Raw genomic sequence first — 24,386 nt, 5'->3', positions numbered from 1 at the left:
CTTTTCCAAGGGCTAGGGGGATTCGGACCTTGGATCAAGCATGCCGCGGCGGTACCGGCGGCTTTGTTGGAACTTTGGGCAGCTTGCCGGGTCGCTCAGCCGGGCCGTGCGCCAGCAATCGCCGTTTCTACCAGCGCGCGCACCTCGCCAAGCCGCGCCGGCCGCGGATTGGAGCGCGACGCGCCATCCTGCATTGCCTTGGCGGCGATCCTTTCTGCGCAATCGGCTGGCACACCGATCTCGGCCAGCGACCGGGGGATGCCGATCCGGTCCAGCAGCGCGTCGATCGCCCGGATGAATCCGTCAACCGAGGTATCCGGTAGCGCCATCGCCTCGGCCATCCGGCGCACCTTGGCCTCTTGCCCGGGCAGGTTGAACCGCAGCACCACCGGCAGGATTACAGCGTTGGTCAGCCCGTGCTGCGTGTCGAACTCGGCCCCCACCATGTGCGAGATCGCGTGAACCAGTCCCAGCCCCTTCAGGAACGCGATGCCGGCAAGGCAAGAGCCGGTCAGCATGCCGCCGCGCGCGGCCATGTTGGCCGGTTCGTCCACCACCACCGGCAGCCAGCGCGCGATCAGCGCCAGCGCCTCCAGCGCCATCGCATCGCAGAGCGGGTGAAAGCCGGGCACCATATACGCCTCGATCGCATGGGTCAGCGCGTCGGCCCCGGTCCATGCCGTCAGCGTCGGTGGCAGCCCGACCGTCAGGGCCGGATCGAGCAGGGCCAACGCGGGCTTGTAAAGCGGGTGCCATGCGCAGAACTTCATCCCCCGCTCGACATCGGTGACCATGGCGGTGCTTTCGGTCTCGGCCCCGGTGCCCGCGGTCGTGGGAATGGTGATCAGCGTAGGAAAGCTCCCCGTGCCCGCGACCTCGGGCACCGGCGCGGCATAGTCGAAATCCTGCAACCTGTAGTCGGACCGCGCGGTCAGCCCGATGGCCTTGCCCCCGTCCATCGCGCTGCCGCCGCCGATGGCGATGATCGCGTCATGTGCGCCCGCGCGCAGGGTATCGGCGCCCGCCCCGATCTCGTCCGAGCGGGGGTTGGGCGAGATTTCTGCGAAAAGGTCGGTACGTAGCCCCGCGGCCCGCAGGTTTTCGTGCAGGGTAGCGATGAAGGGCAGGGCGCGGCTGCCCCGGTCGGTCACGATCAGCGGGTTCGTCAGGCCCATCGCCTTACAACGTGCGCCGATCTCGGAGAGCCGCCCCGGGCCATAGGCGATGGGCACCGGAAAGCTCCAGTCCTGTGGCGCCAGCAGTGCCGCACCCTCGTCGGCCTTGTCCATCGTCGATCCTCCCGCGGTCTCGTCGGCGCAGTTAGTCCCATCCGGCCGCTGCAGGAAAGCCCCTTGTGAAACGGCCCGGGCCTGCGGCAGTCTCGGGCCGGTCATGAGCTCGGCGCGGGGAGGGGATTTATGGACTGGCCGAGCGCTGCGGCGCGGCGTTTCATCGCCCGGACGGTTCCCGCCGCGCCCGACCGAAGTGCCGCGAACCTGCCTGCCTTGCGCGCCGCAGGCCGGGCCGCCGCGCTGGCGCAACAGGCGCAGATCCTTGCCGGCACCGGCGTGACGCTGGACGAGATGGTGCTGGGCGGCGTGCCCTGCCTGCGCGCCACCCCGCCGGGCGACTGTGCAGACTGGACGCTGTTCTACGCGTTCGGCGGCGGCTTTGTGCAGGGCAGCCCGCTGGAAGATCTGCCGATGATCGTGAAACTGGCCGTGCTGACCGGCGCGCCGGTGATCGCCCCGGCTTACCGTCTGGCGCCCGAACACCCGCATCCCGCCGCGATCGACGATGGCATGGCCGTCTACCGCGCCCTGTCGGGACGGCCCCTGGCCATGGCGGGCGAATCCGCGGGCGGCAACTTGGTTCTTGCGGTGATGCAGCGCGCGCGGGCGGCCGGGCTGCCTTTGCCGGGGGCGGCCGTTCTGTTCTCGCCCTGGTGCGACATATCCGGCGGGGGCGACAGCCTGACCTTCAACGAGGGGCGCGACCCGACACTGACACGGGCGGCGGGCATCCAGGCCGCGGCGCATTACGCGGCGGGCCGTGCGCTGACCGATCCCGCGCTGTCGCCGCTTCACGGCGCCTTCGACGCGGGCTTTCCGCCCTGCCTGATCTCGAGCGGCACCCGAGACCTGCTTCTCAGCCAGTCGGTGCGGCTGGCCGGCGTCCTGCGCAGGGCCGGCGTGGCGGTGGACCTGCAGGTGCATGAGGAGATGTGGCACGTCTTCGAATGGTATGACGGCATCCCCGAGGGCGCCCAGTCTCTCCGCGCCGCCGCGGCCCACTTGCGGCAGCATATGCAGGGCTGAGGGGGCAGGGACACGCACCGCATCGCTGCCGCGCGGCTGGACGCGCAGACAGGCCAACCCGCGCGACCGCGTTGGTGATGCCATCAATCCGAGGGAAGTTGGAAACTGGAGCGGGCGATGAGATTCGAACTCACGACCCTAACCTTGGCAAGGTTATGCTCTACCCCTGAGCTACGCCCGCACTCCGTTTCCGTGCCGCGTGATCTATAAAGAGACGCGGGCCGCCGCAAGAGGAAAATTCCGCCTGCCGGCCCAAATATTGCACCCGCCCGTCACCCCTGCCGCGACGCGCGTTCCGAGATTGCGGCCGGCGTTGCCAGCACGTCCTCGCTGTGCGCGATCACGCCGCCGGGCGGCAGCAGCAGCACGCCATAGGCCCCCGGTTCGTCGATCGAGAGCGAGCTGTCAGGCGTCGCCAAGTCCAGCGGTCCTTGATGGCAGGTGGACTTGAACATGGTCCAGCCGACGCCGCCGGTGGTGCCCGAGATGGTGCGGTGAACATGGCCGCAGAAGAGGTGAACCGGGCGGTGCGCCGCCAGCAGCGCCAGCAGTTTGTCCCCCTCCGCCAATGGAATCGCGTCCATCCCCGGAATCCCCACCGGGAAGGGCGGGTGATGGGCGAAGACGAGGCAGGTCCGCCCGCCGGCCCCTGCTAGCGCGGCCTCGAGCCATGCCATCCGGTGGGCGCAAAGCCGCCCGGCATGGTGCCCGCGCGGGTAGGGCGGGCCGTCAAGCGTGTCGAGCGTGATGATCCGGTGATGGGCAAGGTCGAGGATGCCCTGCACATGGCCCTCGGCCGTGCGCGGCGCCTGCGGAAAGGCCGCCTGGAACGGCGCGCGCCGGTCGTGGTTGCCGATCATCGGGATCACCGGCAGCGGCAGGTCGGCCAGCAGGCCCTTCAGCCGGTGGTATTCCGCGCCGGTGCCGTGATGGGTCAGGTCGCCCATGATGACCAGCGCCGCGGCATCGGCATGGCGGGCCAGTGCATGCTCCAGCGCCGCCGTCAGCCGCGCACCGGGGTCAAGCCCGATGATCGTCTCGCCCTCGGGCACCACATGCACGTCCGTCAGGACGAGGATCTTGTCCATGGCCTATCCTTCGCGCCGTTCGATGAGGTCCCAGCGGTTGCCCCACGGGTCGCGGAATACAGCGACAATGCCGTAGGTTTCATGACGCGGCGCTTCCTCGAAGGTCACGCCGGCGGCCTGCATCGCGGCATGATCGCGCGCGAAATCGTCGGTTTCGAGGAAGAGCCAGACGCGCCCGCCGCCCTGTTGGCCGATGTAGGCCGCCTGATCGCCCACCGCGCGGGCCAGCAGGAACGCCGTTTCCGCGCCCTTCGGCGCGACGCGCACCCAGCGCTTGCCGCCGCCCATGTCGGTGTCTTCCAGCAGGTCGAACCCGAGGGCACCGGTGAAGAAGGCGATGGCCGCGTCGTGGTCGGGCACGAGAAGGGAGAGGGCGGAAAGTTTCATGTGCCAGATGTGGCACGGTGGCGGGCGTGACTGCAACGCCTGACCAGCCACCCACCGGTCAGCCCCCGGATAACTGACCTGTCTTGCCCAAGCTCCGCTTGGGCAGCGCCCGAACCGCCCCCACGGGGCGGGCGCTTCTCGCCCACCCCTCGGTTCGGGCGCGGCGCTCCTGACTCAAGGACGGCATGGCCGACTGACCCCTTATTCCAATTCCACCAACAGATCCTTCGCGTCGATCTGGCCGCCTGCGTGGACGTGCACCGCCTTGACCACCGCGTCGCGGTCGGCGTGGATGCCGGTCTCCATCTTCATGGCCTCAATCGTCAGCAGCAGGTCGCCCGCTTTCACCGGCTTGCCCGGTTGGGCCGCCACAGTCGCCACCACACCCGGCATCGGTGCGCCGATGTGATTGGGGTTGCCGGCCTCGGCCTTGGGCCGCTTGGCGGCCTTGGCGGTCACTGCGCGGTTCGGTACGCGCACGGTACGCGGCTGGCCGTTCAGCTCGAAAAACACCCGCACTTCGCCTTCTTCGGTGGTCTCGCCCACCGCTTGCAGGCGAATCTCCAGCGTCTTGCCGGGGTCGATCTCGGCGGCAATCTCTTCGCCCGGCTGCATGCCGTAAAAGAACGTCTTGGTCGGCAGGGTGCGGACCGGGCCATAGGCGCGGTGCCGGCCCATGTAGTCGAGAAACACCTTGGGATACATCAGGTAGCCGTTCAGGTCCTCGTCATCGACGGTCTTGCCTTCCAGCTGCTTTGCCAGGTCTTCGCGCGCGGCCTCCAGATCGACCGGGGCCAGATGCTGGCCGGGGCGGTCTGTGATCGGCTTTTCGCCCTTCAGAATTTTCTTCTGGATCGCCGCGGGCCAACCGCCGGGCGGCTGGCCGAGGCTGCCCTTCATCATCTCGACGACCGAATCCGGGAAGACGACGTCCACCTTCGGGTCTTCGACCTGCGCGCGGGTCAGGCCCTGACTGACCATCATCAGCGCCATGTCGCCCACCACCTTGGACGAGGGCGTGACCTTCACGATATCGCCGAACATCATGTTCACGTCGGCATAGGCTTGCGCCACCTCGTGCCAGCGCTCTTCAAGGCCGAGGCTGCGCGCCTGCGCCTTGAGGTTGGTGAACTGCCCGCCCGGCATCTCGTGCAGATACACTTCCGAGGCCGGGGCTTGCAGCCCGCTTTCGAACGGCAGGTAATGCGCGCGCACGCTTTCCCAATAGTTGGAAATCGTGCGGATTGCCCCGATGTCCAGCCCGGTATCGCGCTCTGTCCCCTTCAGGGCCTCGACGATCGAGCCCAGCGTCGGCTGGCTGGTATTGCCCGACAGCGCGTCCATCGCGGCGTCCACGGCATCGACCCCGGCCGCGGCGGCGGCCATCACTGTGGCAATCGCCGCACCCGAGGTGTCATGCGTGTGGAAATGGATCGGCAGGCCGATCTCGTCCTTCAAGGCGCCGATCAGGGCCGTTGCCGTGGCGGGCTTCATCAGCCCGGCCATGTCCTTCAGCCCCAGAACATGCGCGCCGGCCTTTTCCAGCTCTTTCGCCATCGCGACATAGTATTTCAGGTCATACTTGGACCGGGCCGGGTCCAGCATGTCGCCGGTATAGCAGATTGCCGCCTCGCAAACCTTGTTGGCCTCAACCACCGCGTCCATCGCGACGCGCATGTTCTCAACCCAGTTTAGGCTGTCGAAAACGCGGAAGACGTCGACGCCGCTGGCCGCGGCCTGCTTGACGAAGGCCGCCACCACGTTGTCGGGGTAATTGGTGTAGCCGACGCCGTTGGAGGCGCGCAGCAGCATCTGCGTCATGATGTTGGGCATCACCGCGCGGATGTCGCGCAGACGCTGCCACGGGCATTCCTGCAGGAAACGGTAGGCCACGTCGAAGGTCGCGCCGCCCCAGCATTCGACCGAGAAGAGATCGGACATCATCGTGGCATAGGCCGGCGCCGCGCCGATCATGTCGATCGAGCGCATCCGGGTGGCCAACAGGCTTTGATGCCCGTCGCGCATCGTGGTGTCGGTGATCAGCAACCGCTTTTGCGACCGCATCCAGTTGGCCACGGCGGCCGGCCCTTGTTCGTCAAGGATCTGGCGGGTGCCGTCGCGCACCTCCGTCGTCGGCTTGACCGGCGGGCGCGGCATCCGCACGTCGGCGGCCGGGCGCGGGCGGCCCTGCACCTCCGGATGCCCGTTCACGGTGATGTCGGCGATGTAGGTCAGGATCTTCGTGGCCCGGTCGCGCCGCTTCTTGAAGACGAACAGCTCCGGCGTCGTGTCGATGAACTTCGTCGTGTACTGGTTGTTCAGAAACGTAGGGTGTTTCAGCAGGTTGATGACGAAGTCGATATTCGTGCTGACGCCGCGGATGCGGAATTCGCGCAGCGCACGGTCCATCCGGGCAATCGCCATTTCCGGCGTCGGCGCGCGTGCCGTCACCTTGGTCAGCAGACTGTCATAGAACCGGGTGATCACCGCGCCGGAATAGGCCGTGCCGCCGTCCAGCCGGATGCCCGGTCCGGTGGCCGAGCGATACATCTGGATGCGGCCGTAATCGGGGATGAAGTTGTTCAGCGGATCTTCGGTCGTCACCCGGCATTGCAGGGCGTGACCGTCGAGTTTCACGTCATACTGGCTGGCACAGCCGGTCGCCTCCATCAGGCTCTTGCCCTCGGCGATCAGGATCTGCGCGCGCACGATGTCGATACCGGTCACCTCTTCTGTGACGGTATGTTCGACCTGCACGCGGGGGTTCACCTCGATGAAGTAGAAATTGCCAGAATCCATGTCCATCAGGAACTCGACCGTGCCGGCGCATTCGTAATTCACATGCGCGCAGATCTTGCGGCCGAGGTTGCACAACTGCTCGCGCTGTGCGGGCGAGAGGTAGGGCGCGGGCGCGCGTTCCACCACCTTCTGGTTGCGTCGCTGGACGGAACAGTCCCGCTCCCACAGGTGGTAGATGTTGCCTTGCTTGTCGCCCAGGATCTGCACCTCGACATGGCGCGCGCGCTGGATCATCTTTTCAAGGTAACCCTCGCCGTTGCCGAAGGCGGCCTCGGCCTCGCGCCGGCCCTCGCGGACCTTCTCGGACAATTCGTCTTCGTTCAGGATCGGGCGCATCCCGCGCCCGCCGCCGCCCCAACTAGCCTTGAGCATGAGGGGATAACCCACCTCGGCCGCCTGTTTGCGGATCAGGTCCATATCCTCGCCCAGCACCTCGGTGGCGGGGATGACCGGCACGCCGGCCTCGATCGCCACGCGCCGGGCGCTGGCCTTGTCGCCAAGTTCGCGCATCGTTTGCGCCTTGGGGCCGATGAAGGCGATGCCCGCGGCGGTGCAGGCATCAACGAAATCAGGATTTTCCGACAAGAGGCCGTAGCCGGGATGGATCGCATCCGCGCCTGCCATCTTGGCCACGCGGATGATCTCGGGGATGCTGAGATAGGCCGCCACGGGGCCCAGCCCTTCGCCGATCCGGTAGGCCTCGTCCGCCTTGAAGCGGTGCAGGCCCAGCTTGTCCTCCTCGGCGAAGACGGCGACGGTTTTCTTGCCCATCTCGTTGGCCGCGCGCATCACGCGGATCGCAATCTCGCCGCGATTGGCGACGAGGATCTTGCGGAACTCGGTCATCGAAGAAGCCCCTTTTCGCAGTTGCAGCAACGGTATGAAGATTCCGTGACGGCGGCAACGGTAAAAGGGGCAGGTTTTCCGGCCCTCGCACGTGGTCGGGGGCGGGAAACGGGGTGCGCGCGCCGGGCCGGGTTCCGGCGCGCGCCGGGGCGATTACATCGCGGGCATAACCTGGCCGCGGATCTCGCCTTTCACGTTGGCGGAGGTGTGGATGTTGATGTACCACATCCCGTCCTCGACCTGCTTCATCTGGTCGGCGGTCAGCGTTGCCTGCCCGGCCGAGGGGCTGGTCAGGCCGGAAATGTCGCCGATGTTCACGGCGACGCCGGCATCGGCGCCCTTGGCGGCGGGGCCGTGGAAATGCATGCCCGTGGCATCGCCCGAGAGGCCCTCGAAGGTGATGTTCCAGGTCATTACGCCGGTATCGGTGTCGAGCGTGCCCGTGGCCGAGCCCTTGGCGTCCATCACGGCGGTGTCGACAGAGGTTTCCTGAGCTTGGTCGAGCGTCGCGCTCCAGTTCATCATTTCGGCCGAAGCGGCCTGCGCGAACGACATCGCGATCGCGGCGGCAAGGGTGAGACGGGTCAGCATTGGCAATCTCCCTGGGTCATGACTGATGGGCCGGGCCGGAATGGCCAAGCCGCTGGCAGGAAAGGTAGAGCCGTTGCACGTCCCGGCCAGCCACCCCACGAAAACGTGGGCGATTGAAACAGGCGGACGGAACATTGCACGAACAACCTTTCGCGCCGGGCGCATCGGCGCTAGATTGGCGGGCATGAGCAGTTTTTCCGAAGAAGACGCCTTCGAGGCCGCCGTGCCTCTGTCGGCCCGCGCGATGGCGGGCCGCGCCGCGCCCTACCTTGCCGATCTCAACCCCGCGCAGCGGCAGGCGGTCGAGGCGCTGGATGGCCCGGTGCTGATGCTGGCGGGCGCGGGCACCGGCAAGACCAAGGCGCTGACAACCCGCATCGTCCACCTTCTGGCCAGCGGCAAGGCGCGCCCGAACGAGATCCTGGCGGTGACCTTCACCAACAAGGCCGCGCGTGAGATGAAGACCCGCGTCGGTCGCCTGATGGGCGAGGCTGTGGAGGGGATGCCGTGGCTGGGCACCTTTCACGCGATCTGCGTGAAGCTGTTGCGCCGCCATGCCGAACTGGCCGGGCTGAAGTCCAACTTCACGATTCTGGACACCGACGACCAGATCCGCCTGCTCAAACAACATTTGGAAATATACAACATCGACCAAAAACGTTGGCCGCCCCGGATGCTTATCGGTGTCGTCGATGGGTGGAAAAATAGGGCCCGCTCTCCATTCGATGCGCCGAAATCTGAGGACATCGAATTGGGTGTGTTGTGGTCAGATGCGGAAATGCGACACGCAATCCAAACTGGCGCCAAGCTCCCAGAATACAAAGACTTTGTGTCCTTCATCAAAATTGCCAGGGAATACCAGCGCCGTCTCTTGGACCTCAACGCGGTCGATTTCGGTGACCTGCTGCTGCACATGGTCACGATCTTCCAGAAACATGACGACGTGCTGGCGCAATACCGCCGCTGGTTCCGCTATATCCTCGTCGACGAATACCAGGATACCAACGTCGCCCAATACCTGTGGCTGCGCTTGCTGGCCGGTGGGCACAAGAACATCTGTTGCGTTGGCGACGACGACCAGTCGATTTATGGCTGGCGCGGCGCCGAGGTGGGCAACATCCTCCGGTTCGAAAAGGATTTTCCCGGCGCGGTCGTGGTGCGGCTGGAACAGAACTACCGCTCTACCCCGCATATCCTTGCTGCCGCCTCTGGCGTGATTGCCGCCAACAAGGGGCGGCTGGGCAAGACGCTGTTTACCGATCTGGAAGAGGGCGAAAAGGTCCGCCTGATCGGTCATTGGGACGGCGAGGAAGAGGCGCGCTGGATCGGCGAAGAGATCGAGGCGATGCAGCGCGGCACGCGGGGGATGGCGCCCATGTCGCTTGACGGAATGGCGATCCTCGTGCGCGCCAGCCACCAGATGCGCGCCTTCGAGGATAGGTTCCTGACTATCGGTCTGCCCTATCGCGTCATCGGCGGCCCGCGCTTTTACGAACGCCTCGAAGTGCGCGACGCGATGGCCTATTTCCGCCTCGCGGTCAGCCCCACCGACGATCTGGCGTTCGAGCGTATCGTCAACACGCCCAAGCGCGGGCTGGGCGACAAGGCGGTGCAGACAATCCAGCGCACGGCGCGCGACAACGGCGTGTCGCTGCACGAGGGCGCGCGACTGGTCGTGGAGGGGCGGCTATTAGGCGGCAAGGGCCTGGCGGCGTTGGCCGAGCTGGTCGACGGGATCGACCGCTGGCACGCGCAGGTGCTGGCCGAGGCCGACACCCATGTCGAACTGGCCGAGATGATTCTGGACGAGAGCGGCTATACCGGCATGTGGCAGGCCGACAAGACGCCCGAGGCGCCGGGCCGGCTGGAAAACCTCAAGGAACTGGTCAAGGCGCTGGAGAACTTCGACAACCTGCAAGGGTTCCTCGAACACGTCGCGCTGATCATGGATAACGAGGCCGAGGCGGACGAGCCTAAGGTCAGTGTCATGACGCTACACGCCGCCAAGGGGCTGGAGTTTCCCGCCGTGTTCCTGCCCGGCTGGGAGGATGGCCTGTTTCCCAGCCAGCGCAGCATGGACGAAAGCGGCCTGAAGGGCCTCGAAGAGGAACGGCGGCTGGCCTATGTCGGCATCACCCGCGCCGAGGAAATCTGCACGATCAGCTTCGCCGCCAACCGCCGGGTTTATGGCCAGTGGCAAAGCCAGCTACCTTCGCGGTTTATCGACGAACTGCCGGAGGATCACGTCGAGGTGCTGACGCCGCCGGGCCTTTATGGTGGTGGCTATGGCGCGGCGGGAATGGCCGCCAGCGCCTCGCCCAGCATGGGCATGGCGCGCGCCTCGGAGTTGAACGAGCGTGTCGCCAAGGCCGACGTCTACAATTCCCCCGGCTGGCGCAGATTGCAGGCGCGCGGGGCCGGGGCACGCGGCATGGCGCAACCGTCCGAAGCCCGCCACATCACGATTGATGCCGAGGCGGTGTCGGCCTTTTCGGTGGGTGAGCGGGTGTTTCACCAGAAATTCGGCTACGGCCTGATCGAGGGGATCGAGGGCGACAAGCTGCAGATCGCCTTCGACAAGGCCGGCACCAAGCATGTCGTCGCGCGCTTCGTGACCCCAGCCAATCTGGCTGATGATATTCCGTTCTGAGTGGCCCGGGGCCGTGCCGGCCCCGGATGCCTCCGGCGGAGGTATTTGCTGCCAAGATGAAGGGCCGTCGCCTCAGTGGCTGAGGATCGGTGCCAGTGTCGCCACCAGCCCCAGCGCCATGGTGATGTTGAAGGCGCGCAGCCGGGCGGGCGAGGTCAGAAACCGGCGCATCTGCTGGCCAAGGATGGTCCAGCTGGCGATGCAGGGCAGGTTGATGGCCCCGAAAAGCCCCGCGACCATCGCCACCAGCAGCAGCGTTTCCGCGGGCACGTAGGCCGACAGCGCGGTCAGCGCCATCGCCCAGGCCTTGGGGTTGACCCATTGAAACGCCACGGCCTGCAGGAAACTCATCGGGCGGCGCCCGGTCTCGGCGGCCTCTGGTGGGGCGGGCGCGGCGCTGCCGATCTTCCACGCCAGCCATAGCAGGTAGACGACGCTGGCCGCCTTCAACAGGTCATGCGCCAGCGGAAAGGCCACGAAGACCTGCATCAGCCCAAGCCCGACCAGCACGATCATCAGGGTAAATCCCAGCGCGACGCCCAGCATGTGCGGCAGGCTGCGGCGCAGGCCGAAATTCGCCCCCGAGGCCAGAAGCATCATGTTATTGGGCCCCGGCGTGATCGACGAAACGAAGCAAAAGCCGGCGAGGGCATAGAGAATTTGTGGTGTCATGGTGCGCAATCATCCACCGCGGCGGGCGCAATGAAATTGCCAAGTTGCGCCTGAACGCGCTATTGCTGCAATCCATGACCATGATCGACGACATCAGCCGCAGGATATTGCGTGAGCTCACCCGCGACGGACGGATCAGCAACCTTGCGCTGGCCGAGAAGGTGGGCCTCTCGCCCTCGGCCTGCCTGCGCCGGGTGCAGGAGTTGGAACGCCGCGGAGTCATCCGCGGATACCGCGCACGGCTTGACCCGGGCCAGACCGGGCGCGCCTTTGTCGTTTATGTGATGGTGGGGCTGGCCGAACATACCAAGGCCGCGCAGGAAGGCTTTGAACGCGCAATGGCCCGGGCCGATGAAGTGGCCGAATGTCATAACATCGCCGGTGCTTTCGAATACCTGCTGCGCGTCGAAGTGACGGATCTCGCCGCCTACAAGGCATTTCACACCGATATCCTGGGCACCGTGCCGCATGTCCGTGCGATCACCAGCCACATGGTGATGGGAACCTCCAAGGACCAGCGCGGCTGACCTGAAGCGGCCGTTTGGCGAAATGGCGAAACTGGTTTATGGTCCTGCTCATTATAGCCGGATGAGCGGCCAATGCGTCATTTCCTAGCGGTTTGCCTTTTCTGGCTTTCTCTCGCTCCGGCGCGGGCCGACGACCTACTCTTGTCCGAAACCGGCAGCCTTGCCACCGACGTGGCCATGATGACCGAGATGCTGTCAAGCGGTGCGATGCCCGGCATTCCGCCCGGCTGGTCAGACATCCTTGTGCCCGATGCATTCATTGCCGCCTTTGCGCCGGGGTCGGCGCAGCGTCGCCTTTACGACGAGATGACGCACTTCGTTCCGGTGCGCGACATCTGCATGGACCTTGCCGGTGCGGCGCCCTGTCCACCGCAGGTACCACTGGACCTGCCCGATGCCAGCGGTTTTTTCGACCATCATCATGCCGCTTTGTTGCGCCTTCGTGCGGAACTTCGCCGGGCCGAGGCCGCGCCGGGCACCCCGGCTCCTGACACAATCAGCCAGCTTGCCGATCTGATCGAGACTCATGACGCCATTATGGAGATCCTGCACGATGCCGCGATCCCCTATTATCCGCAGGGCCTTGAGGGTGTCGCACGCCTGCCGGAGCTGGTCTCTCGCCGGTTTCTGGAACCGTCCCGGCCCAACGCCGCTTTCACCCTGACGCATCAGGCCGCGTGGCAGCCCGAGATGGGACCGCTCCCGGTGCCGTTGCCGGACACGCCCGCGGCACAGGCCCTGACTCGCGTGATCTTCCGCGCGAGCAACGTAGGCGCGGCGCAGGCTGATCATGCAACGCTTACCTTCGTGTCCGACCTAGCGCTGCGAAGTGACACGTCCGGCTGTTCCGGTAGCCCGGCCCTGACTTGCGAGGTAGCCCTTCAGGACGGGACGGCCGAGGTGGTGCTGTTGGTCGGTCCGCCCAGCCGCGGCTGGGACGCGGACGAGGCGCTGACCGCCGATATTGCCGCGCGCCTTGTCGTCGACCTGCCCGATCGTCCCGCGCTTCAAGTCGACGACCGCTGGACATTGCGGTTCCGCCGCTGCCGCGAGGCCTTGCGTCAGGGGGTCAACCGGCTTGACGGCATGGCCGGCACGCTGATGCAGGCGCGCGAGGAACTGGCCCGCCTGACCGATCGCATCGCGGCTCTGCCGGGCGAACCGCTGTCGCCGGCTGTCACGGCGCGCAGTTTGGATCAGGCGGCACTTCGCCCCGACACCGCCAACGGCTATTTGCCACTGGCGACGGTGCGCGAGCAGTTGCAGGCGGTCATCGCAGGGCAGGGCACCGACGCGTGGATGCGCGGCGAGGAGACGGGCATCGGCAGTCTTGCCGCGGTGCGCGTCGCACTTCCCATGCTGGCGGTACATGCCAGTTGCCGTCCCGGCAGCGCCTTTGACGAGGATATCGCCGCGATCCGGGCCGCGCGGGCCACGCTGGCCCGCCGTGGTGCCACGCTGGGCAGGCTTGCCGCCCAAGCCGACAGCGCGGCTTTCTACTGGGGTCAAGCGGTGCGGCAGGGGCTCGATGCGCTGGATCTGCCGCCGCCGACCGATCCGCAGGCAGAAGTGGCCAGTCTTGCCGGCTCGACCTTCGTGGGGGGTATGCTGAACGTGCTGACCAGCCTGACGCATGGTGCTGTGGCGGGTGAGGCGCTTGCGGCGCGGGCCAACGCGGTCGGTGCCGTGATGGGCACCGTCGTGATGCTGGAAGCGGCATATGACCTTGCCGTCATTTCTGAACTTGCCGATCAGGCGGACGAGGCCACCGCATGGATGGAGGCGGCCGCCTATTTCACCGGCATGCGCGGCCGGTATGACCGGCTCGACCAGCATCTGGCGGCGATGGAGGCGTCCCTGACCCGTGCCCGGGTCGATGCCTGCACCTGCGCGCAGCCCTGACCCTGAAAACTTGCGTCTGAAAATAAGACGGCAACGCCCGGGAGGAGGTGGGCGCCGCCGCTTATTGTTGTGTCCGGCCGGGGAGGAGGTCGACCGTCACATGCTCAGGCAGATCGGCCCGGGAGGAGGTGAGCCTTGCTGCCTGTCTTGCCGGACCCTCGGGGAGGAGGTCGAAGGCCCGTATTCTATTCGGGTGGACGGCGGCACCCGGGAGGAGGTGGGTGCCGCCGATCCGTTCCGCGACGGACCGGGGAGGAGGTCGGCCGTCACATCGTCAAGCAGCGTGGCCCGGGAGGAGGTAGGCCGTACTGCCTGTCTTCACGGACCCTCAGGGAGGAGGAGGAAGGCCCGTATTCCGTTTCAGGCAGGCGGCACCGGGGAGGAGGATCGGTGCCGCCGCCTTGTCTTGCGACCCGCGGAAGGGAGGAGGTTTCCGCAGATCGTCGTCATCGGCGCGCCCCGAGGGAGGAGGAGGGGCGGCCGAAATCCGTCAGTTCTCGCCGTAGGCGGCCTGCCGGGCGATGTCCGCGATCTGGATCCGGGAAATCCCCAGATCGGCAAGGTCGCGGTCATTCAGGCTGGCCAGTTCGGCGATCGTGGTGCGGTAAACCTTCGCCTTGGCGGCGCGGTCGTTCCAGGCGGCGCGAAGCGCGGCGACACGCTCGAGGATCGTGGCCCCGAAGCTGCGACCGGCGCTGCGAATATCAGTTGCATAAGCCATCTTGGTCTCTCTACTTTCTCTGCTCTCGGCATCTGGCGCTTGTTCGTGTTAGCGCTCTCGGGAACCAAGATAGGCGAATGCTGCACCTGCACAATAGTCGAGGCCGCAACGCTGCCATGCAGCAATTGCATACGCAATGCTGACCTATTTTCAAGCAATCGTCATATAACTGTGCTGGCGTCCGGCCTGCCCTTGTCCTTTGCCGAAAACCTGACAAGTGTTGCCGCGAACGCAGGCAGATTGCGAAGTGTGGAGGGTGAGACATGGCTGTGACGCAGGAACAGGTGCTGGCGGCGCTGAAGCGAATCGAACTGCCGGATGGCGGCGATCTGGTCGGGCGCGATCTTGTCCGTGCACTGTCTTACGACAACGGCACCGTCCGCTTCGTGATCGAGGCACCCAGCCCCGAACAGGCCCGCGCGCTGGAAGGCGCCCGGCAGGCGGCCGAGGCGGCAGTTGCGGCATTGCCGGGTGTCACCTCTGTCTCGGCGGTGTTGACGGCCCATGGCCCCGCAAAGGCCGCTGCACCCCGCCCGTCAGCCCCGCCAAATCTGTCCATCGGCCGCCACCCCACGCCGCAGGCCGGCCCCGAGCCGGTGGCCGGCGTCGACCGGATCATCGCCATCGCGTCGGGCAAGGGCGGCGTGGGCAAATCCACCGTCTCGGCCAACCTTGCCGTGGCGCTGGCGCGGGCGGGCCGCAAGGTGGGCCTGCTGGACGCGGACATCTATGGCCCCTCGCAGCCGCGCATGATGGGCGTCAGCGATCGCCCGGCCAGCCCCGACGGCAAGACCATCATCCCGCTGCAGGCGCATGGCGTGACGATGATGTCGATCGGCCTGATGCTCGACCCCGCCAAGGCGGTGATCTGGCGCGGCCCGATGCTGATGGGCGCGCTGCAGCAGATGCTGGGGCAGGTGGCGTGGGGCAAGCTTGACGTGCTGCTGGTGGACTTGCCGCCGGGCACGGGCGACGTGCAGCTGACACTGTGCCAGCGCACGCAGCTGACCGGCGCCATCGTCGTCAGCACGCCACAGGACGTGGCGCTGCTGGATGCGCGCAAGGCAATCGACATGTTCAATACGCTCAAGACGCCGATCCTCGGCCTCATCGAGAACATGTCGACTTACATCTGTCCCAATTGCGGGCATGAGGAACATATCTTTGGCCATGGTGGCGTGGCGGCAGAGGCGCAGCGCATCGGTGTGCCATTCCTGGGCGAGTTGCCGCTTGACCTGCCAACCCGGCTTTCGGGTGACGCCGGCACACCTGTCGCCGCGGGCGAGGGGCCGATGGCCGAAGCCTTTGGCCGCCTTGCGCGTCGCCTGATCGACGGCGGCATGGGCTGAGCGCCCACGCACGGGATTTTCCGGGACAAGACGGCCTTTGACGCCGTTTGAGGGCGCGCGCGTCGAATCACGGCGGCGCGACGGGCCGTGATTCGCCCGTATTTGGCAGGATTCCCCGCCGCTTTCACCGTTTCTCCTGTGGATAAACCGGTGTATGAGAATGCTTCTGGGAAACTTCCGGGATTTTCTGGGAATTCATAGGCTATCCTAGAGCTATCCATATATAGTATTCGATTGCACAAATTAGACAATTGGTGGGGTGCATTCTGCAATTTTGGCCCAACACCTTGTCTGGTGGGCCCACCAAATCCCAGATGTGGTACCCATCTGCACAACTTTCTTGTTGATTACCATGAAATCCCATGCCACCTTCTGACCACGGAAGACGGGCAGACGATCAAGGGGCATCAAAAGAACCCCACACGGCAACCGAACCTGAGCAGGTTTCATACAGGCCCCGCCCTTCCAGACATCGAGATCCGGCGCGCGAGCGAGCAGACATCCCCCCAGGTGGCGCGCGCAGTCGGACAACCCGGAGACGGGTCGAGGGCGGCGGATTGGGCAGTGGCAGCAGCTCAATCCGCCGTTTTCAGTTTCAGGACAGGCCTGGGGCGGAACAACGGAAGGGCCGCGGGGCAGTGGTTCTGAGCTTCACAGGCGAGCATCAGCCGAAAGTGGACGGCAAGGGGCGCATGTCGATCCCGGCCGACTTTCGTCGCGTGCTTGAACGTGGCGATCCGGACTGGACCGAAGGCCTCTCGCCCAAGCTGATGCTGCTTTACGGCGACCACCTGCGCGACACCCTTCACGTCTATACCGTCGAGGAATTCGGCCGCATCGTGGCCAGCATCTATGCGATGCCCGCCTCCAACCCCAACAAGCGGCGCCTGTCGCACCTCATCATCGGCCAGTCGATCCGGCTGGAGGTGGACAAGGACGGGCGCGTCGTGCTGCCCATCAAGCAGCGCCAGAAACTCGGCATGGGCGAGGGCGAGCTTTACGTGCGCGGCGTGGGCGACCATTTCGAAATCTGGAAGGCCGAAACCTTCGAGAACAGCGTCGGCGCCGGCCTGCAGGATTGGTTGGACGAGCAGGGCGAGGATTTCGACCCGCTCGGCTTGATCGACGGAACGTAAGATCATGTCCCCCGCTGCCGCGATGCCCGAAACACCCCACATTCCCGTCCTGCTGCGCCCACTTCTGGCGGCGGTCGCCCCGGTCTCGGGCATCTGGCTGGACGGCACATTTGGCGCGGGCGGCTACGCGCGCGGCCTGCTGGAGGCCGGCGCCGACCAGGTGATCGGTGTTGATCGCGACCCCAGCGTTCTGGCGATGGCGGAAAGTTGGGCTCCGGCCTATGGCGACCGTCTGCGGCTGGTCGAGGGGCGATTTTCGCAGCTTGACCAGTATGGGCATGACCTTGACGGCGTCGTGCTCGACCTCGGGGTTTCCTCGATGCAGCTTGACCAGCCCGAGCGCGGCTTTTCCTTCATGCGCGACGGCCCGCTTGACATGCGCATGAGCGATGAAGGGCCGACAGCTTCGGATCTTGCCAACAGCCTCGACGAGGGCGAACTGGCCGATATCCTTTATCTTTATGGCGAGGAACGCGCGTCGCGCCGGATCGCACGGGCGATCGTGGCGGCTCGCCCGGTCACCACGACCGGGCAACTGGCCAGCATCGTGCAGTCCTGCCTGCCGCGGCCCAAACCGGGGCAAAGCCATCCCGCCACCCGCAGCTTTCAGGCGCTGCGCATTGCGGTCAACGACGAATACGGCGAACTGGCCGAGGGGTTGCAGGCCGCCGAACGCGCATTGAAACCGGGCGGCAAGCTGGCCGTGGTCACCTTCCATTCGGTCGAGGACAGGATGGTCAAGCGTTTCGTCCAGATCCGCGCGGGCAAGGCCGCCAACGCCAACCGCTACCAGCCCGAAATGGCCCAGCCCGAGGCGGCCTTTGAAATCGTCACGCGCAAGGCCGTGGAGCCTGACGCCACCGAGCTTGCCGCAAATCCGCGCGCCCGCTCGGCGCGGCTGCGTGTGGCCCGGCGCACCGCTGCGCCGCCTGCGCCGGTCAGCCGTGCCGCGCTGGGCATGCCGCTGCGCAAAGGGGAACGCTGAAGATGCGGGGGCTCACGAACGTGTTGCTGGCCATCGCCGTCATGGGACTGGGCTTCTGGGCCTACCGCGAGAATTACCGCACCCAGCAGGTGATGCACGAGGTGCGCGATCTGCACGACAAGATCGCCAATGCGCATGAGCGGCTGGCGATGCTGCGCGCTGAATGGGCCTATGAGAACCGTCCCGACCGGCTGCGCGAACTGGCCGACATGAACTTTGCCCGGCTGGGCCTCTTGCCGATGGTGCCCGAATCCTTCGGCACGGTCGACGCGGTCCCGCGCCTTCCGCTGGCCGCCGCACCCGAAACACCGCCCACCAACGGGGCCGTGACCGGCCCCATCACCAACCCGGTCGCCACCGCGGCGCCGCTGGGCAAGGGAGAACCGCTGTGATCCGTGCGCCCCTCAGACCACTCGCCCGCATCCTGCGCGCCCGCGAGAATGGCGAGAACCCCGCCCGGATCGAGCGCGAGGCCCGGCTGAAACGCGCGGCGCAAGTCCAAGATCGCGCCCGCGCCCGCGCCGAAACCCGGCTGACGGTGATGGGCCTCTTGTTCGTCTTTGCCTTCGCCTCGATCGGCTATCGCATGGCCACGCTGGCCGGCTCCGCCCCGGAAGAGCCGCGCGCCTCGGTCAGCAACAACCCCATCATCGGGCTGCGCGCCGACATCCTCGACCGCAATGGCAACATCCTTGCCACGAACCTCGAAACCAACTCGGTCTATGCCCAGCCGCCGCAGATGATTGATCCTGTTGGCACCGCGCGCAAACTCGCCGCGATCTTCCCCGAGTTGAACGCTGATCAGTTGATCCGCGACTTTACCGGCAGCCGCAAGTTTGTCTGGATCCGCCGCCAGATCAGCCCCGAGCAGATGCAGCAGGTTCATGACATCGGCGATCCGGGCATCCTTTTCGGCCCGCGCGAGATGCGCATTTATCCCAATGGCCCGGTGGCCAGTCACATCCTTGGCGGTGCCACCTATGGCCGCGAGGGGGTCAATGCTGCGGAAATCGTGGGCGTGGCAGGCGTGGCGCGCCAGTTCGACAGCTTCCTGCGTGACCCGGCCAACAACGGCGCACCGCTCAAGCTGTCGATCGACCTTTCGGTGCAGGCCGCGACCGAACAGGTGCTGGCCGGCGGCATGAGCCTGATGAACGCCAAGGGCGCGGCAGCTGTCTTGATGGATGTGCATACGGGCGAGATTCTGGCCCTTGCCTCGCTGCCCGACTTTGACCCCAACAACCGGCCGCGCCCGTTGACTACGGGCGATGCGTCCGACAGCCCGCTCTTCAACCGTGCGGTCCAGGGGGTTTATGAACTGGGCTCGACGTTCAAGGTCTTTGCCGTCGCGCAAGCGCTGCAACTTGGCCTGATCACGCCCGATACCATGATCGATACCCGCGGCCCGCTGGTCTGGGGCAAGTTCCGTATCAATGACTTTCACGACTACGGATCGCACCTGAGCGTCACCGACGTGATCGTCGAAAGCTCCAACATCGGCGCGGCACGGATCGCCCAGCAGATCGGCACTGACCGGCAGCGTGCCTTCCTCGGCTCGCTGGGCCTGCTTGACGCGACCCCGGTCGAACTGGCCGAGGCGCCGGGGGGCAGGCCGCTGGTGCCGCCGCACTGGTCGGAACTGTCGACGATGACCATCGCCTATGGCCACGGCATCGCCGATTCCCCGCTGCACCTCGCCGCGGCCTATGCCTCGATCCTCAACGGCGGCACGCTGGTGCGCCCGACGCTTCTGAAACAGGACCATCCGCAGGCCGGCCCCCGGATCGTCAGCGAGGCCGTGTCCGAACAGATGCGCCAGATGTTGCGCGCCGTCGTCACCCGCGGCACGGCCTCGTTCGGCGATGTGCCGGGCTATCAGGTTGCGGGCAAGACCGGCACCGCCGACAAGCCCGACCCGCAGGGCGGCTATTACAACGACAAGGTGGTGGCCACCTTCGCCTCGGCCTTTCCGGCCAACGATCCGCGATATGTCCTCGTGGTAACGCTGGACGAACCTTCCGAGACAACCGGCGGCGCCCCCAAGCGTACCGCGGGCTGGACGGCCGTGCCGGTCGCTGCCGAGATGATCCGCCGGGTCGGGCCGCTCTTGGGCCTGCGGCCGCAGATTGAAACCCCCGACGCGGCGGGTATACAACTGTCCTCCAACTGAGGCAGGCGAAAGCGACGGAGAAATATGACCGCAGGGCAAGGCAGCGGGGCGGAAACGGGCGGACGCACGATGTCGCTTGCCGATCTGGGGCTGCATGCCGCGGGCGGGCGAGAGGCGCGCGTGGCCGGATTGACCTCTGACAGCCGAGAGGTGCGCCCCGGCATGCTTTTTGCCGCACTTCCGGGCAGCCGGGCCCACGGTGCCACCTTCATTGATACCGCCTTGCGGCAAGGCGCGGTCGCGATACTGACCGATGCCGCCGGGGCCGAAATCGCCCGCCCCGCGCTGCCGGGCACCGGCGCGGCCCTTGTCGTGGCCGAGGATGCGCGCGCCACGCTGGCCCGTGCTGCAGCACTGTGGTTCGGGCCGCAGCCGGCGACGATGGTCGCGGTGACGGGCACGAACGGCAAGACCTCCGTCGCCACCTTCTGCCGCCAGATCTGGGCCGAGATGGGGCTGGCCGCGATCAACCTGGGCACGACCGGCGTCGAAGGCGCATGGACCCACCCGCTGCGCCACACCACGCCCGACCCCGTCATGCTGCACCGCGTTCTGGCCGAGGCCGCGGGCGCGGGCATCAGCCATTGCGCGATGGAGGCGTCCAGCCACGGGCTTGACCAAAGGCGGCTTGATGGCGTGCTGCTGGCCGCTGCGGGCTTCACCAATTTCAGCCAGGACCACCTCGACTACCATAAGACGTTCGAGGCATATTTCGCCGCCAAGATGGGCCTTTTCACCCGCATCTTGCCTGAAGAGGGCGTTGCGGTCGTCAACCTCGACGATCCCAAGGGACCGGAAGTGGCAGAGATTGCCCGTGACCGCGGGCAAGAGGTGATCGGCGTCGGGCGAAGCAAGGATGCGCGCCTGCGGCTCGTCACCGAACGCTTTGACGCGACAGGGCAAGAGCTGCGCTTTGAATGGCAGGGCCGCCCGCACCTTGTCCGGCTGCGGCTGATCGGCGGGTTTCAGGCCGAGAACGCGCTGGTTGCCGCGGGCCTCGTGATCGCCGCAGGCGGTGATCCGGACGAGGTGTTCCGCGCGCTGCCGCAGCTGTCCACCGTGCGCGGGCGGATGCAGCTGGCCGCGACCCGCGACAACGGGGCCGTGGTCTTTGTCGACTATGCCCATACGCCCGACGCGATCGAAACCGCGCTGGCCGCGCTGCGCCCGCATGTCATGGGCCGGATCGTCGCCATCATCGGGGCCGGCGGCGACCGCGACGCGGGCAAGCGCCCGCTGATGGGGGCCGCCGCCGCGCGCCATGCCGATCATGTCATCGTGACCGACGACAACCCCCGCAGCGAAGATCCGGCCGCGATCCGCGCCGCGGTGCTGGCCGGCATCGAGGCGGGCACCGACGTGGCCGAGGTGGGCGACCGCGCCACCGCCATCCTGCATGGCATTGATGCCTTGGGACCGGGCGACGCGCTGCTGATCTGCGGCAAAGGGCACGAGACGGGGCAGGTCGTCGGTCAGGATGTGCTGCCTTTCGACGATGCCGAACAGGCCAGCATTGCCGTGGCCGCACTGGACGGGAGGGGCGGATGACGCTCTGGACCGCAGCCGAGGCCGCCGCCGCAACGGGCGGTACCGCCACCGCGCCTTTCGTCGCCAACGGCGTCAGCATCGACACCCGCACACTTGAGCCGGGTGACCTGTTCGTGGCGCTCAAGGCCACGCGCGACGGGCATGATTTCGTGGCACAGGCACTGGCGGGCGGCGCTGCGGCTGCCCTTGTCACCCACCACCCCGCCGACGTGCCCGCCGATGCGCCCCTGCTGATCGTGCCCGACGTGCAGGCGGCGCTCGAGGACCTCGGCCGCGCCGGACGCGCCCGCAGCCGTGCCCGCGTTGCGGCCATCACCGGATCAGTTGGCAAGACCTCGGCCAAGGAGATGCTGCGCGCCGCCCTCGACGGGCAGGGGCGCGTCCATGCCGCCGAGGCGAGCTACAACAACCACTGGGGCGTGCCACTGACGCTGGCCCGGATGCCGCCCGATGCCGATTTCGCGGTGATCGAGATCGGCATGAACCACCCCGGCGAGATCGCACCGCTGGCCCGCCAGGCCCGCCCCCATGCGGTGATGATCACCACCGTCGCTGCCGCCCATTTCGAGGCGTTCGGCAGCCTCGAAGGTATTGCCATGGAAAAGGCCAGCATTTGCGAGGGGCTGGAGCCGAACGGGACCGCGGTCCTGCACGGGGACCTGCCCCAGACCGACATCCTCGTCGATACCGCCCGGCGGGCGGGCGCGCATGTGGTGCTCTTCGGGATGCAGCCGCATGATCATCACCGCCTGACCCGCATTCGCGTCGGCGACGGTCATACCGTGGCCGAAGGGCGGGCATGGCGCACGCCGATCCTGCTGAATGTCGCCAGCGAGGGGCGGCACTTCGCGCTGAATGCTTTGGGCGTGCTCGCGCTGGCGACATCCCTTGGCGCCGACCGCGCGCGCAGCCTCTGCGGCCTTGCGGGATGGAGCCCGCCCGCAGGGCGTGGCACGCGCGAGACGGTGCTCCTCGACGTTGCGCGCGAGAACGAGACGATCGACCTGATCGACGACGCCTTCAACGCCAATCCCGCGTCGATGGCCGCCGCGCTGGAGGTGCTGGCCGCGGCCCAGCCGCGCAACGGCGTGGGACGCATCTCGCAGGGCCGCCGCGTGGCGATCCTCGGCGACATGCTGGAACTGGGCCCGACCGAGGCCGAGATGCACGCCGATCTGGCCCGCTTGCCCGCGATGGCCGACATCAGCACCGTGCACTGCGTCGGCCCGCGCATGCGCGCCTTGCACGCCGCGCTGCCCCGGGACAAGCGTGGGGTCCTGGCCGACCGGGCCGAGGACCTGACGCCGCGGGTCGCGCGCCTGCTCGACGCCGGCGATGTTGTGCTGGTCAAGGGCTCCAAGGGCAGCCGTGTCAGCCTTGTCGTTGACGCCATCCGCAAACTGAGGCATCGCGGGCCCGTTCCCGACATGGAGGCCTGACGCCCATGCTTTACTGGCTGACACATCTGTCCGACGGCGGCGACCTCTTCAACCTCTTCCGCTACATCACCTTTCGGGCTGGTGGCGCGTTCCTGACGGCGCTGGTCTTCGGCTTCATCTTCGGAAAGCCGCTGATCAACGTGCTGCGGCGCAAACAGGGCAAGGGCCAGCCGATCCGGCTGGACGGTCCCGAGGGCCATTTGTCAAAGGCCGGCACGCCAACGATGGGCGGGCTGCTGATCGTGGGGGCGCTGACCACCTCGACCCTGCTGTGGGCGCGGCTCGACAATGCCTTCGTCTGGCTGGTGTTGCTGGTGACGCTGAGCTTTGCCGCGTTGGGTTTTGCCGACGACTATGCCAAAGTGCGCAAGCAGACCTCGGCCGGTGTATCAGGCCGGGTGCGGATGCTGCTGGGCCTCGTGATTGCCGGGCTGGCGGGCTATGCCGTCATGCGGCTGCATCCCGCGGACCTGTCCGGTGATCTGGCCTTCCCGGTTTTCAAGCGGCTGCTGGTCAATCTCGGCCTCTTTTACGTGCCTTTCGCCATGGTCGTAATCGTGGGCGCGGCCAATGCGGTGAACCTGACCGACGGGCTTGACGGGCTGGCGATCATGCCGGTGATGATCGCGGCCGGCACGTTCGGGGTGATCGCCTATTTCGTGGGGCGGGTCGACTTCTCCGACTATCTCGATCTGCATTACGTGCCCGATACCGGTGAATTGCTGATCTTTTGCGCGGGCCTTGTGGGCGGCGGGCTGGGGTTCCTGTGGTACAACGCACCGCCGGCCGCCGTGTTCATGGGCGATACCGGCAGCCTCGCACTGGGCGGTGCGCTGGGGGCGATCGCTGTTGCCACCAAGCATGAGATCGTGCTGGCCATCGTTGGCGGCCTCTTCGTTGTCGAGGCGCTGAGCGTGATCATTCAGGTTCTCTACTTCAAGCGGACCGGGCGGCGGGTGTTCCTGATGGCGCCGATCCATCATCATTACGAAAAGAAGGGCTGGGCCGAGCCGCAGATCGTGATCCGCTTCTGGATCATCTCGCTGATCCTCGCGATGATCGGGCTGGCCACGCTGAAGGTCCGCTGAGGAACGGCGGGGCTCGGCAGCCGCCGGGGCAGGGGGCTGTCTGCCCCCTCGCGCCTTGCGGCGCTCACCCCCGAGGATACTTGGCAGGCAAAGGCAGCCGTTAACCGTTCGTTAACCAAGGGGGCCAGGCCCGGCCCGCCTTTGCCTTGCAAATATCCCGGGGGGAGGCC

General features: G+C 66.6%; 19 protein-coding genes and 1 tRNA gene. 12 read left to right on the top strand and 8 right to left on the bottom strand.

What is annotated here, in order from left to right; translation table 11 throughout:
- Positions 1 to 95: 95 nt before the first annotated feature.
- Complete coding sequence (locus GC146_RS15510) at positions 96 to 1,289, bottom strand: iron-containing alcohol dehydrogenase (RefSeq protein WP_291840648.1); 1,194 nt, start codon at positions 1,287 to 1,289, stop codon at positions 96 to 98.
- 129 nt (positions 1,290 to 1,418) lie between these two features.
- Between GC146_RS15510 and GC146_RS15505 the strand changes: the two genes are divergently transcribed.
- Positions 1,419 to 2,318, top strand: a complete 900-nt coding sequence (locus GC146_RS15505; protein ID WP_291840646.1) for an alpha/beta hydrolase — start codon at positions 1,419 to 1,421, stop codon at positions 2,316 to 2,318.
- A gap of 106 nt (positions 2,319 to 2,424) precedes the next feature.
- Here GC146_RS15505 and GC146_RS15500 read toward each other — a convergent pair.
- The 5 genes from GC146_RS15500 to GC146_RS15480 all read right to left on the bottom strand — a co-directional run bounded on the left by GC146_RS15500 (position 2,425) and on the right by GC146_RS15480 (position 8,029).
- Positions 2,425 to 2,499, bottom strand: a tRNA-Gly gene (locus GC146_RS15500).
- A gap of 91 nt (positions 2,500 to 2,590) precedes the next feature.
- Complete coding sequence (locus GC146_RS15495; protein ID WP_291840643.1) at positions 2,591 to 3,406, bottom strand: phosphodiesterase; 816 nt, start codon at positions 3,404 to 3,406, stop codon at positions 2,591 to 2,593.
- A 3-nt stretch (positions 3,407 to 3,409) separates the two neighbouring features.
- Complete coding sequence (locus GC146_RS15490; protein WP_291840641.1) at positions 3,410 to 3,793, bottom strand: VOC family protein; 384 nt, start codon at positions 3,791 to 3,793, stop codon at positions 3,410 to 3,412.
- A gap of 201 nt (positions 3,794 to 3,994) precedes the next feature.
- Positions 3,995 to 7,438: a pyruvate carboxylase gene (gene pyc, locus GC146_RS15485; protein ID WP_291840638.1), complete on the bottom strand. Its 3,444-nt coding sequence runs from the start codon at positions 7,436 to 7,438 to the stop codon at positions 3,995 to 3,997.
- 153 nt (positions 7,439 to 7,591) lie between these two features.
- A complete protein-coding gene (locus tag GC146_RS15480) occupies positions 7,592 to 8,029 on the bottom strand; it encodes a CHRD domain-containing protein (RefSeq protein WP_291840635.1) in 438 nt (145 codons plus the stop codon).
- Positions 8,030 to 8,213: 184 nt separating this feature from the next.
- On the opposite strand from GC146_RS15480, the gene GC146_RS15475 reads away from it, so the two are divergent.
- Entirely contained in the window at positions 8,214 to 10,679 is a 2,466-nt protein-coding gene (locus tag GC146_RS15475) for a UvrD-helicase domain-containing protein (RefSeq protein WP_291840631.1), read from the top strand.
- Positions 10,680 to 10,751: 72 nt separating this feature from the next.
- Here GC146_RS15475 and GC146_RS15470 read toward each other — a convergent pair whose 3' ends face one another.
- Entirely contained in the window at positions 10,752 to 11,351 is a 600-nt protein-coding gene (locus tag GC146_RS15470) for a LysE family translocator (protein WP_291840629.1), read from the bottom strand.
- Positions 11,352 to 11,425: 74 nt separating this feature from the next.
- On the opposite strand from GC146_RS15470, the gene GC146_RS15465 reads away from it, so the two are divergent.
- On the top strand, positions 11,426 to 11,878 hold the full coding sequence (locus tag GC146_RS15465; protein WP_291840626.1) for an Lrp/AsnC family transcriptional regulator: 453 nt from the start codon (positions 11,426 to 11,428) through the stop codon (positions 11,876 to 11,878).
- Positions 11,879 to 11,950: 72 nt separating this feature from the next.
- Positions 11,951 to 13,780 carry a hypothetical protein gene (locus tag GC146_RS15460; RefSeq protein WP_291840624.1) on the top strand — a complete coding sequence of 610 codons (1,830 nt, stop codon included), beginning with the start codon at positions 11,951 to 11,953 and terminating at the stop codon, positions 13,778 to 13,780.
- A gap of 490 nt (positions 13,781 to 14,270) precedes the next feature.
- On the opposite strand, the gene GC146_RS15455 is transcribed toward GC146_RS15460, so the two are convergent.
- Positions 14,271 to 14,501 (bottom strand): DUF1127 domain-containing protein, encoded by a 231-nt coding sequence (locus tag GC146_RS15455; protein ID WP_291840621.1) that lies wholly within the window; start codon positions 14,499 to 14,501, stop codon positions 14,271 to 14,273.
- A gap of 263 nt (positions 14,502 to 14,764) precedes the next feature.
- On the opposite strand from GC146_RS15455, the gene GC146_RS15450 reads away from it, so the two are divergent.
- The 8 genes from GC146_RS15450 to mraY all read left to right on the top strand — a co-directional run bounded on the left by GC146_RS15450 (position 14,765) and on the right by mraY (position 24,216).
- A complete protein-coding gene (locus GC146_RS15450) occupies positions 14,765 to 15,850 on the top strand; it encodes an Mrp/NBP35 family ATP-binding protein (protein ID WP_291840619.1) in 1,086 nt (361 codons plus the stop codon).
- 638 nt (positions 15,851 to 16,488) lie between these two features.
- Complete coding sequence (locus tag GC146_RS15445) at positions 16,489 to 16,986, top strand: cell division/cell wall cluster transcriptional repressor MraZ (protein ID WP_291840616.1); 498 nt, start codon at positions 16,489 to 16,491, stop codon at positions 16,984 to 16,986.
- A 4-nt stretch (positions 16,987 to 16,990) separates the two neighbouring features.
- On the top strand, positions 16,991 to 17,971 hold the full coding sequence (gene rsmH / locus GC146_RS15440) for a 16S rRNA (cytosine(1402)-N(4))-methyltransferase RsmH (RefSeq protein WP_291840613.1): 981 nt from the start codon (positions 16,991 to 16,993) through the stop codon (positions 17,969 to 17,971).
- A gap of 2 nt (positions 17,972 to 17,973) precedes the next feature.
- Complete coding sequence (locus GC146_RS15435) at positions 17,974 to 18,363, top strand: cell division protein FtsL (protein WP_291840610.1); 390 nt, start codon at positions 17,974 to 17,976, stop codon at positions 18,361 to 18,363.
- Positions 18,360 to 20,141 carry a penicillin-binding protein 2 gene (locus GC146_RS15430; protein WP_291840609.1) on the top strand — a complete coding sequence of 594 codons (1,782 nt, stop codon included), beginning with the start codon at positions 18,360 to 18,362 and terminating at the stop codon, positions 20,139 to 20,141. The genes GC146_RS15435 and GC146_RS15430 overlap by 4 nt, the downstream gene beginning before the upstream one ends.
- 24 nt (positions 20,142 to 20,165) lie before the next feature.
- A complete protein-coding gene (locus GC146_RS15425) occupies positions 20,166 to 21,689 on the top strand; it encodes a UDP-N-acetylmuramoyl-L-alanyl-D-glutamate--2,6-diaminopimelate ligase (RefSeq protein ID WP_291840605.1) in 1,524 nt (507 codons plus the stop codon).
- Positions 21,686 to 23,128, top strand: coding sequence for a UDP-N-acetylmuramoyl-tripeptide--D-alanyl-D-alanine ligase (murF, locus tag GC146_RS15420; protein ID WP_291840603.1), 1,443 nt, complete (start codon positions 21,686 to 21,688; stop codon positions 23,126 to 23,128). The genes GC146_RS15425 and murF overlap by 4 nt, the downstream gene beginning before the upstream one ends.
- A 5-nt stretch (positions 23,129 to 23,133) precedes the next feature.
- Complete coding sequence (mraY, locus tag GC146_RS15415; protein WP_291840600.1) at positions 23,134 to 24,216, top strand: phospho-N-acetylmuramoyl-pentapeptide-transferase; 1,083 nt, start codon at positions 23,134 to 23,136, stop codon at positions 24,214 to 24,216.
- The last annotated feature ends 170 nt before the right edge of the window (positions 24,217 to 24,386 follow it).

The sequence above is a fragment of the Limimaricola sp. genome (assembly GCF_016125575.1).
Lineage (GTDB): Bacteria > Pseudomonadota > Alphaproteobacteria > Rhodobacterales > Rhodobacteraceae > WGLM01.
The sequence above is the reverse complement of the archived record's forward strand: the minus strand, read 5'-3'. Positions and strand labels throughout refer to the sequence as shown.

Excerpts from the sequence above, each read along its gene's own strand:
- GC146_RS15510 (WP_291840648.1), bottom strand. The coding sequence starts at position 1,289 with ATGGACAAGGCCGACGAGGGTGCGGCACTGCTGGCGCCACAGGACTGG.
- GC146_RS15505 (WP_291840646.1), top strand. The coding sequence starts at position 1,419 with ATGGACTGGCCGAGCGCTGCGGCGCGGCGTTTCATCGCCCGGACGGTT.
- GC146_RS15495 (WP_291840643.1), bottom strand. The coding sequence starts at position 3,406 with ATGGACAAGATCCTCGTCCTGACGGACGTGCATGTGGTGCCCGAGGGC.
- GC146_RS15490 (WP_291840641.1), bottom strand. The coding sequence starts at position 3,793 with ATGAAACTTTCCGCCCTCTCCCTTCTCGTGCCCGACCACGACGCGGCC.
- pyc (WP_291840638.1), bottom strand. The coding sequence starts at position 7,438 with ATGACCGAGTTCCGCAAGATCCTCGTCGCCAATCGCGGCGAGATTGCG.
- GC146_RS15480 (WP_291840635.1), bottom strand. The coding sequence starts at position 8,029 with ATGCTGACCCGTCTCACCCTTGCCGCCGCGATCGCGATGTCGTTCGCG.
- GC146_RS15475 (WP_291840631.1), top strand. The coding sequence starts at position 8,214 with ATGAGCAGTTTTTCCGAAGAAGACGCCTTCGAGGCCGCCGTGCCTCTG.
- GC146_RS15470 (WP_291840629.1), bottom strand. The coding sequence starts at position 11,351 with ATGACACCACAAATTCTCTATGCCCTCGCCGGCTTTTGCTTCGTTTCG.
- GC146_RS15465 (WP_291840626.1), top strand. The coding sequence starts at position 11,426 with ATGACCATGATCGACGACATCAGCCGCAGGATATTGCGTGAGCTCACC.
- GC146_RS15460 (WP_291840624.1), top strand. The coding sequence starts at position 11,951 with ATGCGTCATTTCCTAGCGGTTTGCCTTTTCTGGCTTTCTCTCGCTCCG.
- GC146_RS15455 (WP_291840621.1), bottom strand. The coding sequence starts at position 14,501 with ATGGCTTATGCAACTGATATTCGCAGCGCCGGTCGCAGCTTCGGGGCC.
- GC146_RS15450 (WP_291840619.1), top strand. The coding sequence starts at position 14,765 with ATGGCTGTGACGCAGGAACAGGTGCTGGCGGCGCTGAAGCGAATCGAA.
- rsmH (WP_291840613.1), top strand. The coding sequence starts at position 16,991 with ATGTCCCCCGCTGCCGCGATGCCCGAAACACCCCACATTCCCGTCCTG.
- GC146_RS15435 (WP_291840610.1), top strand. The coding sequence starts at position 17,974 with ATGCGGGGGCTCACGAACGTGTTGCTGGCCATCGCCGTCATGGGACTG.
- GC146_RS15425 (WP_291840605.1), top strand. The coding sequence starts at position 20,166 with ATGACCGCAGGGCAAGGCAGCGGGGCGGAAACGGGCGGACGCACGATG.
- murF (WP_291840603.1), top strand. The coding sequence starts at position 21,686 with ATGACGCTCTGGACCGCAGCCGAGGCCGCCGCCGCAACGGGCGGTACC.
- mraY (WP_291840600.1), top strand. The coding sequence starts at position 23,134 with ATGCTTTACTGGCTGACACATCTGTCCGACGGCGGCGACCTCTTCAAC.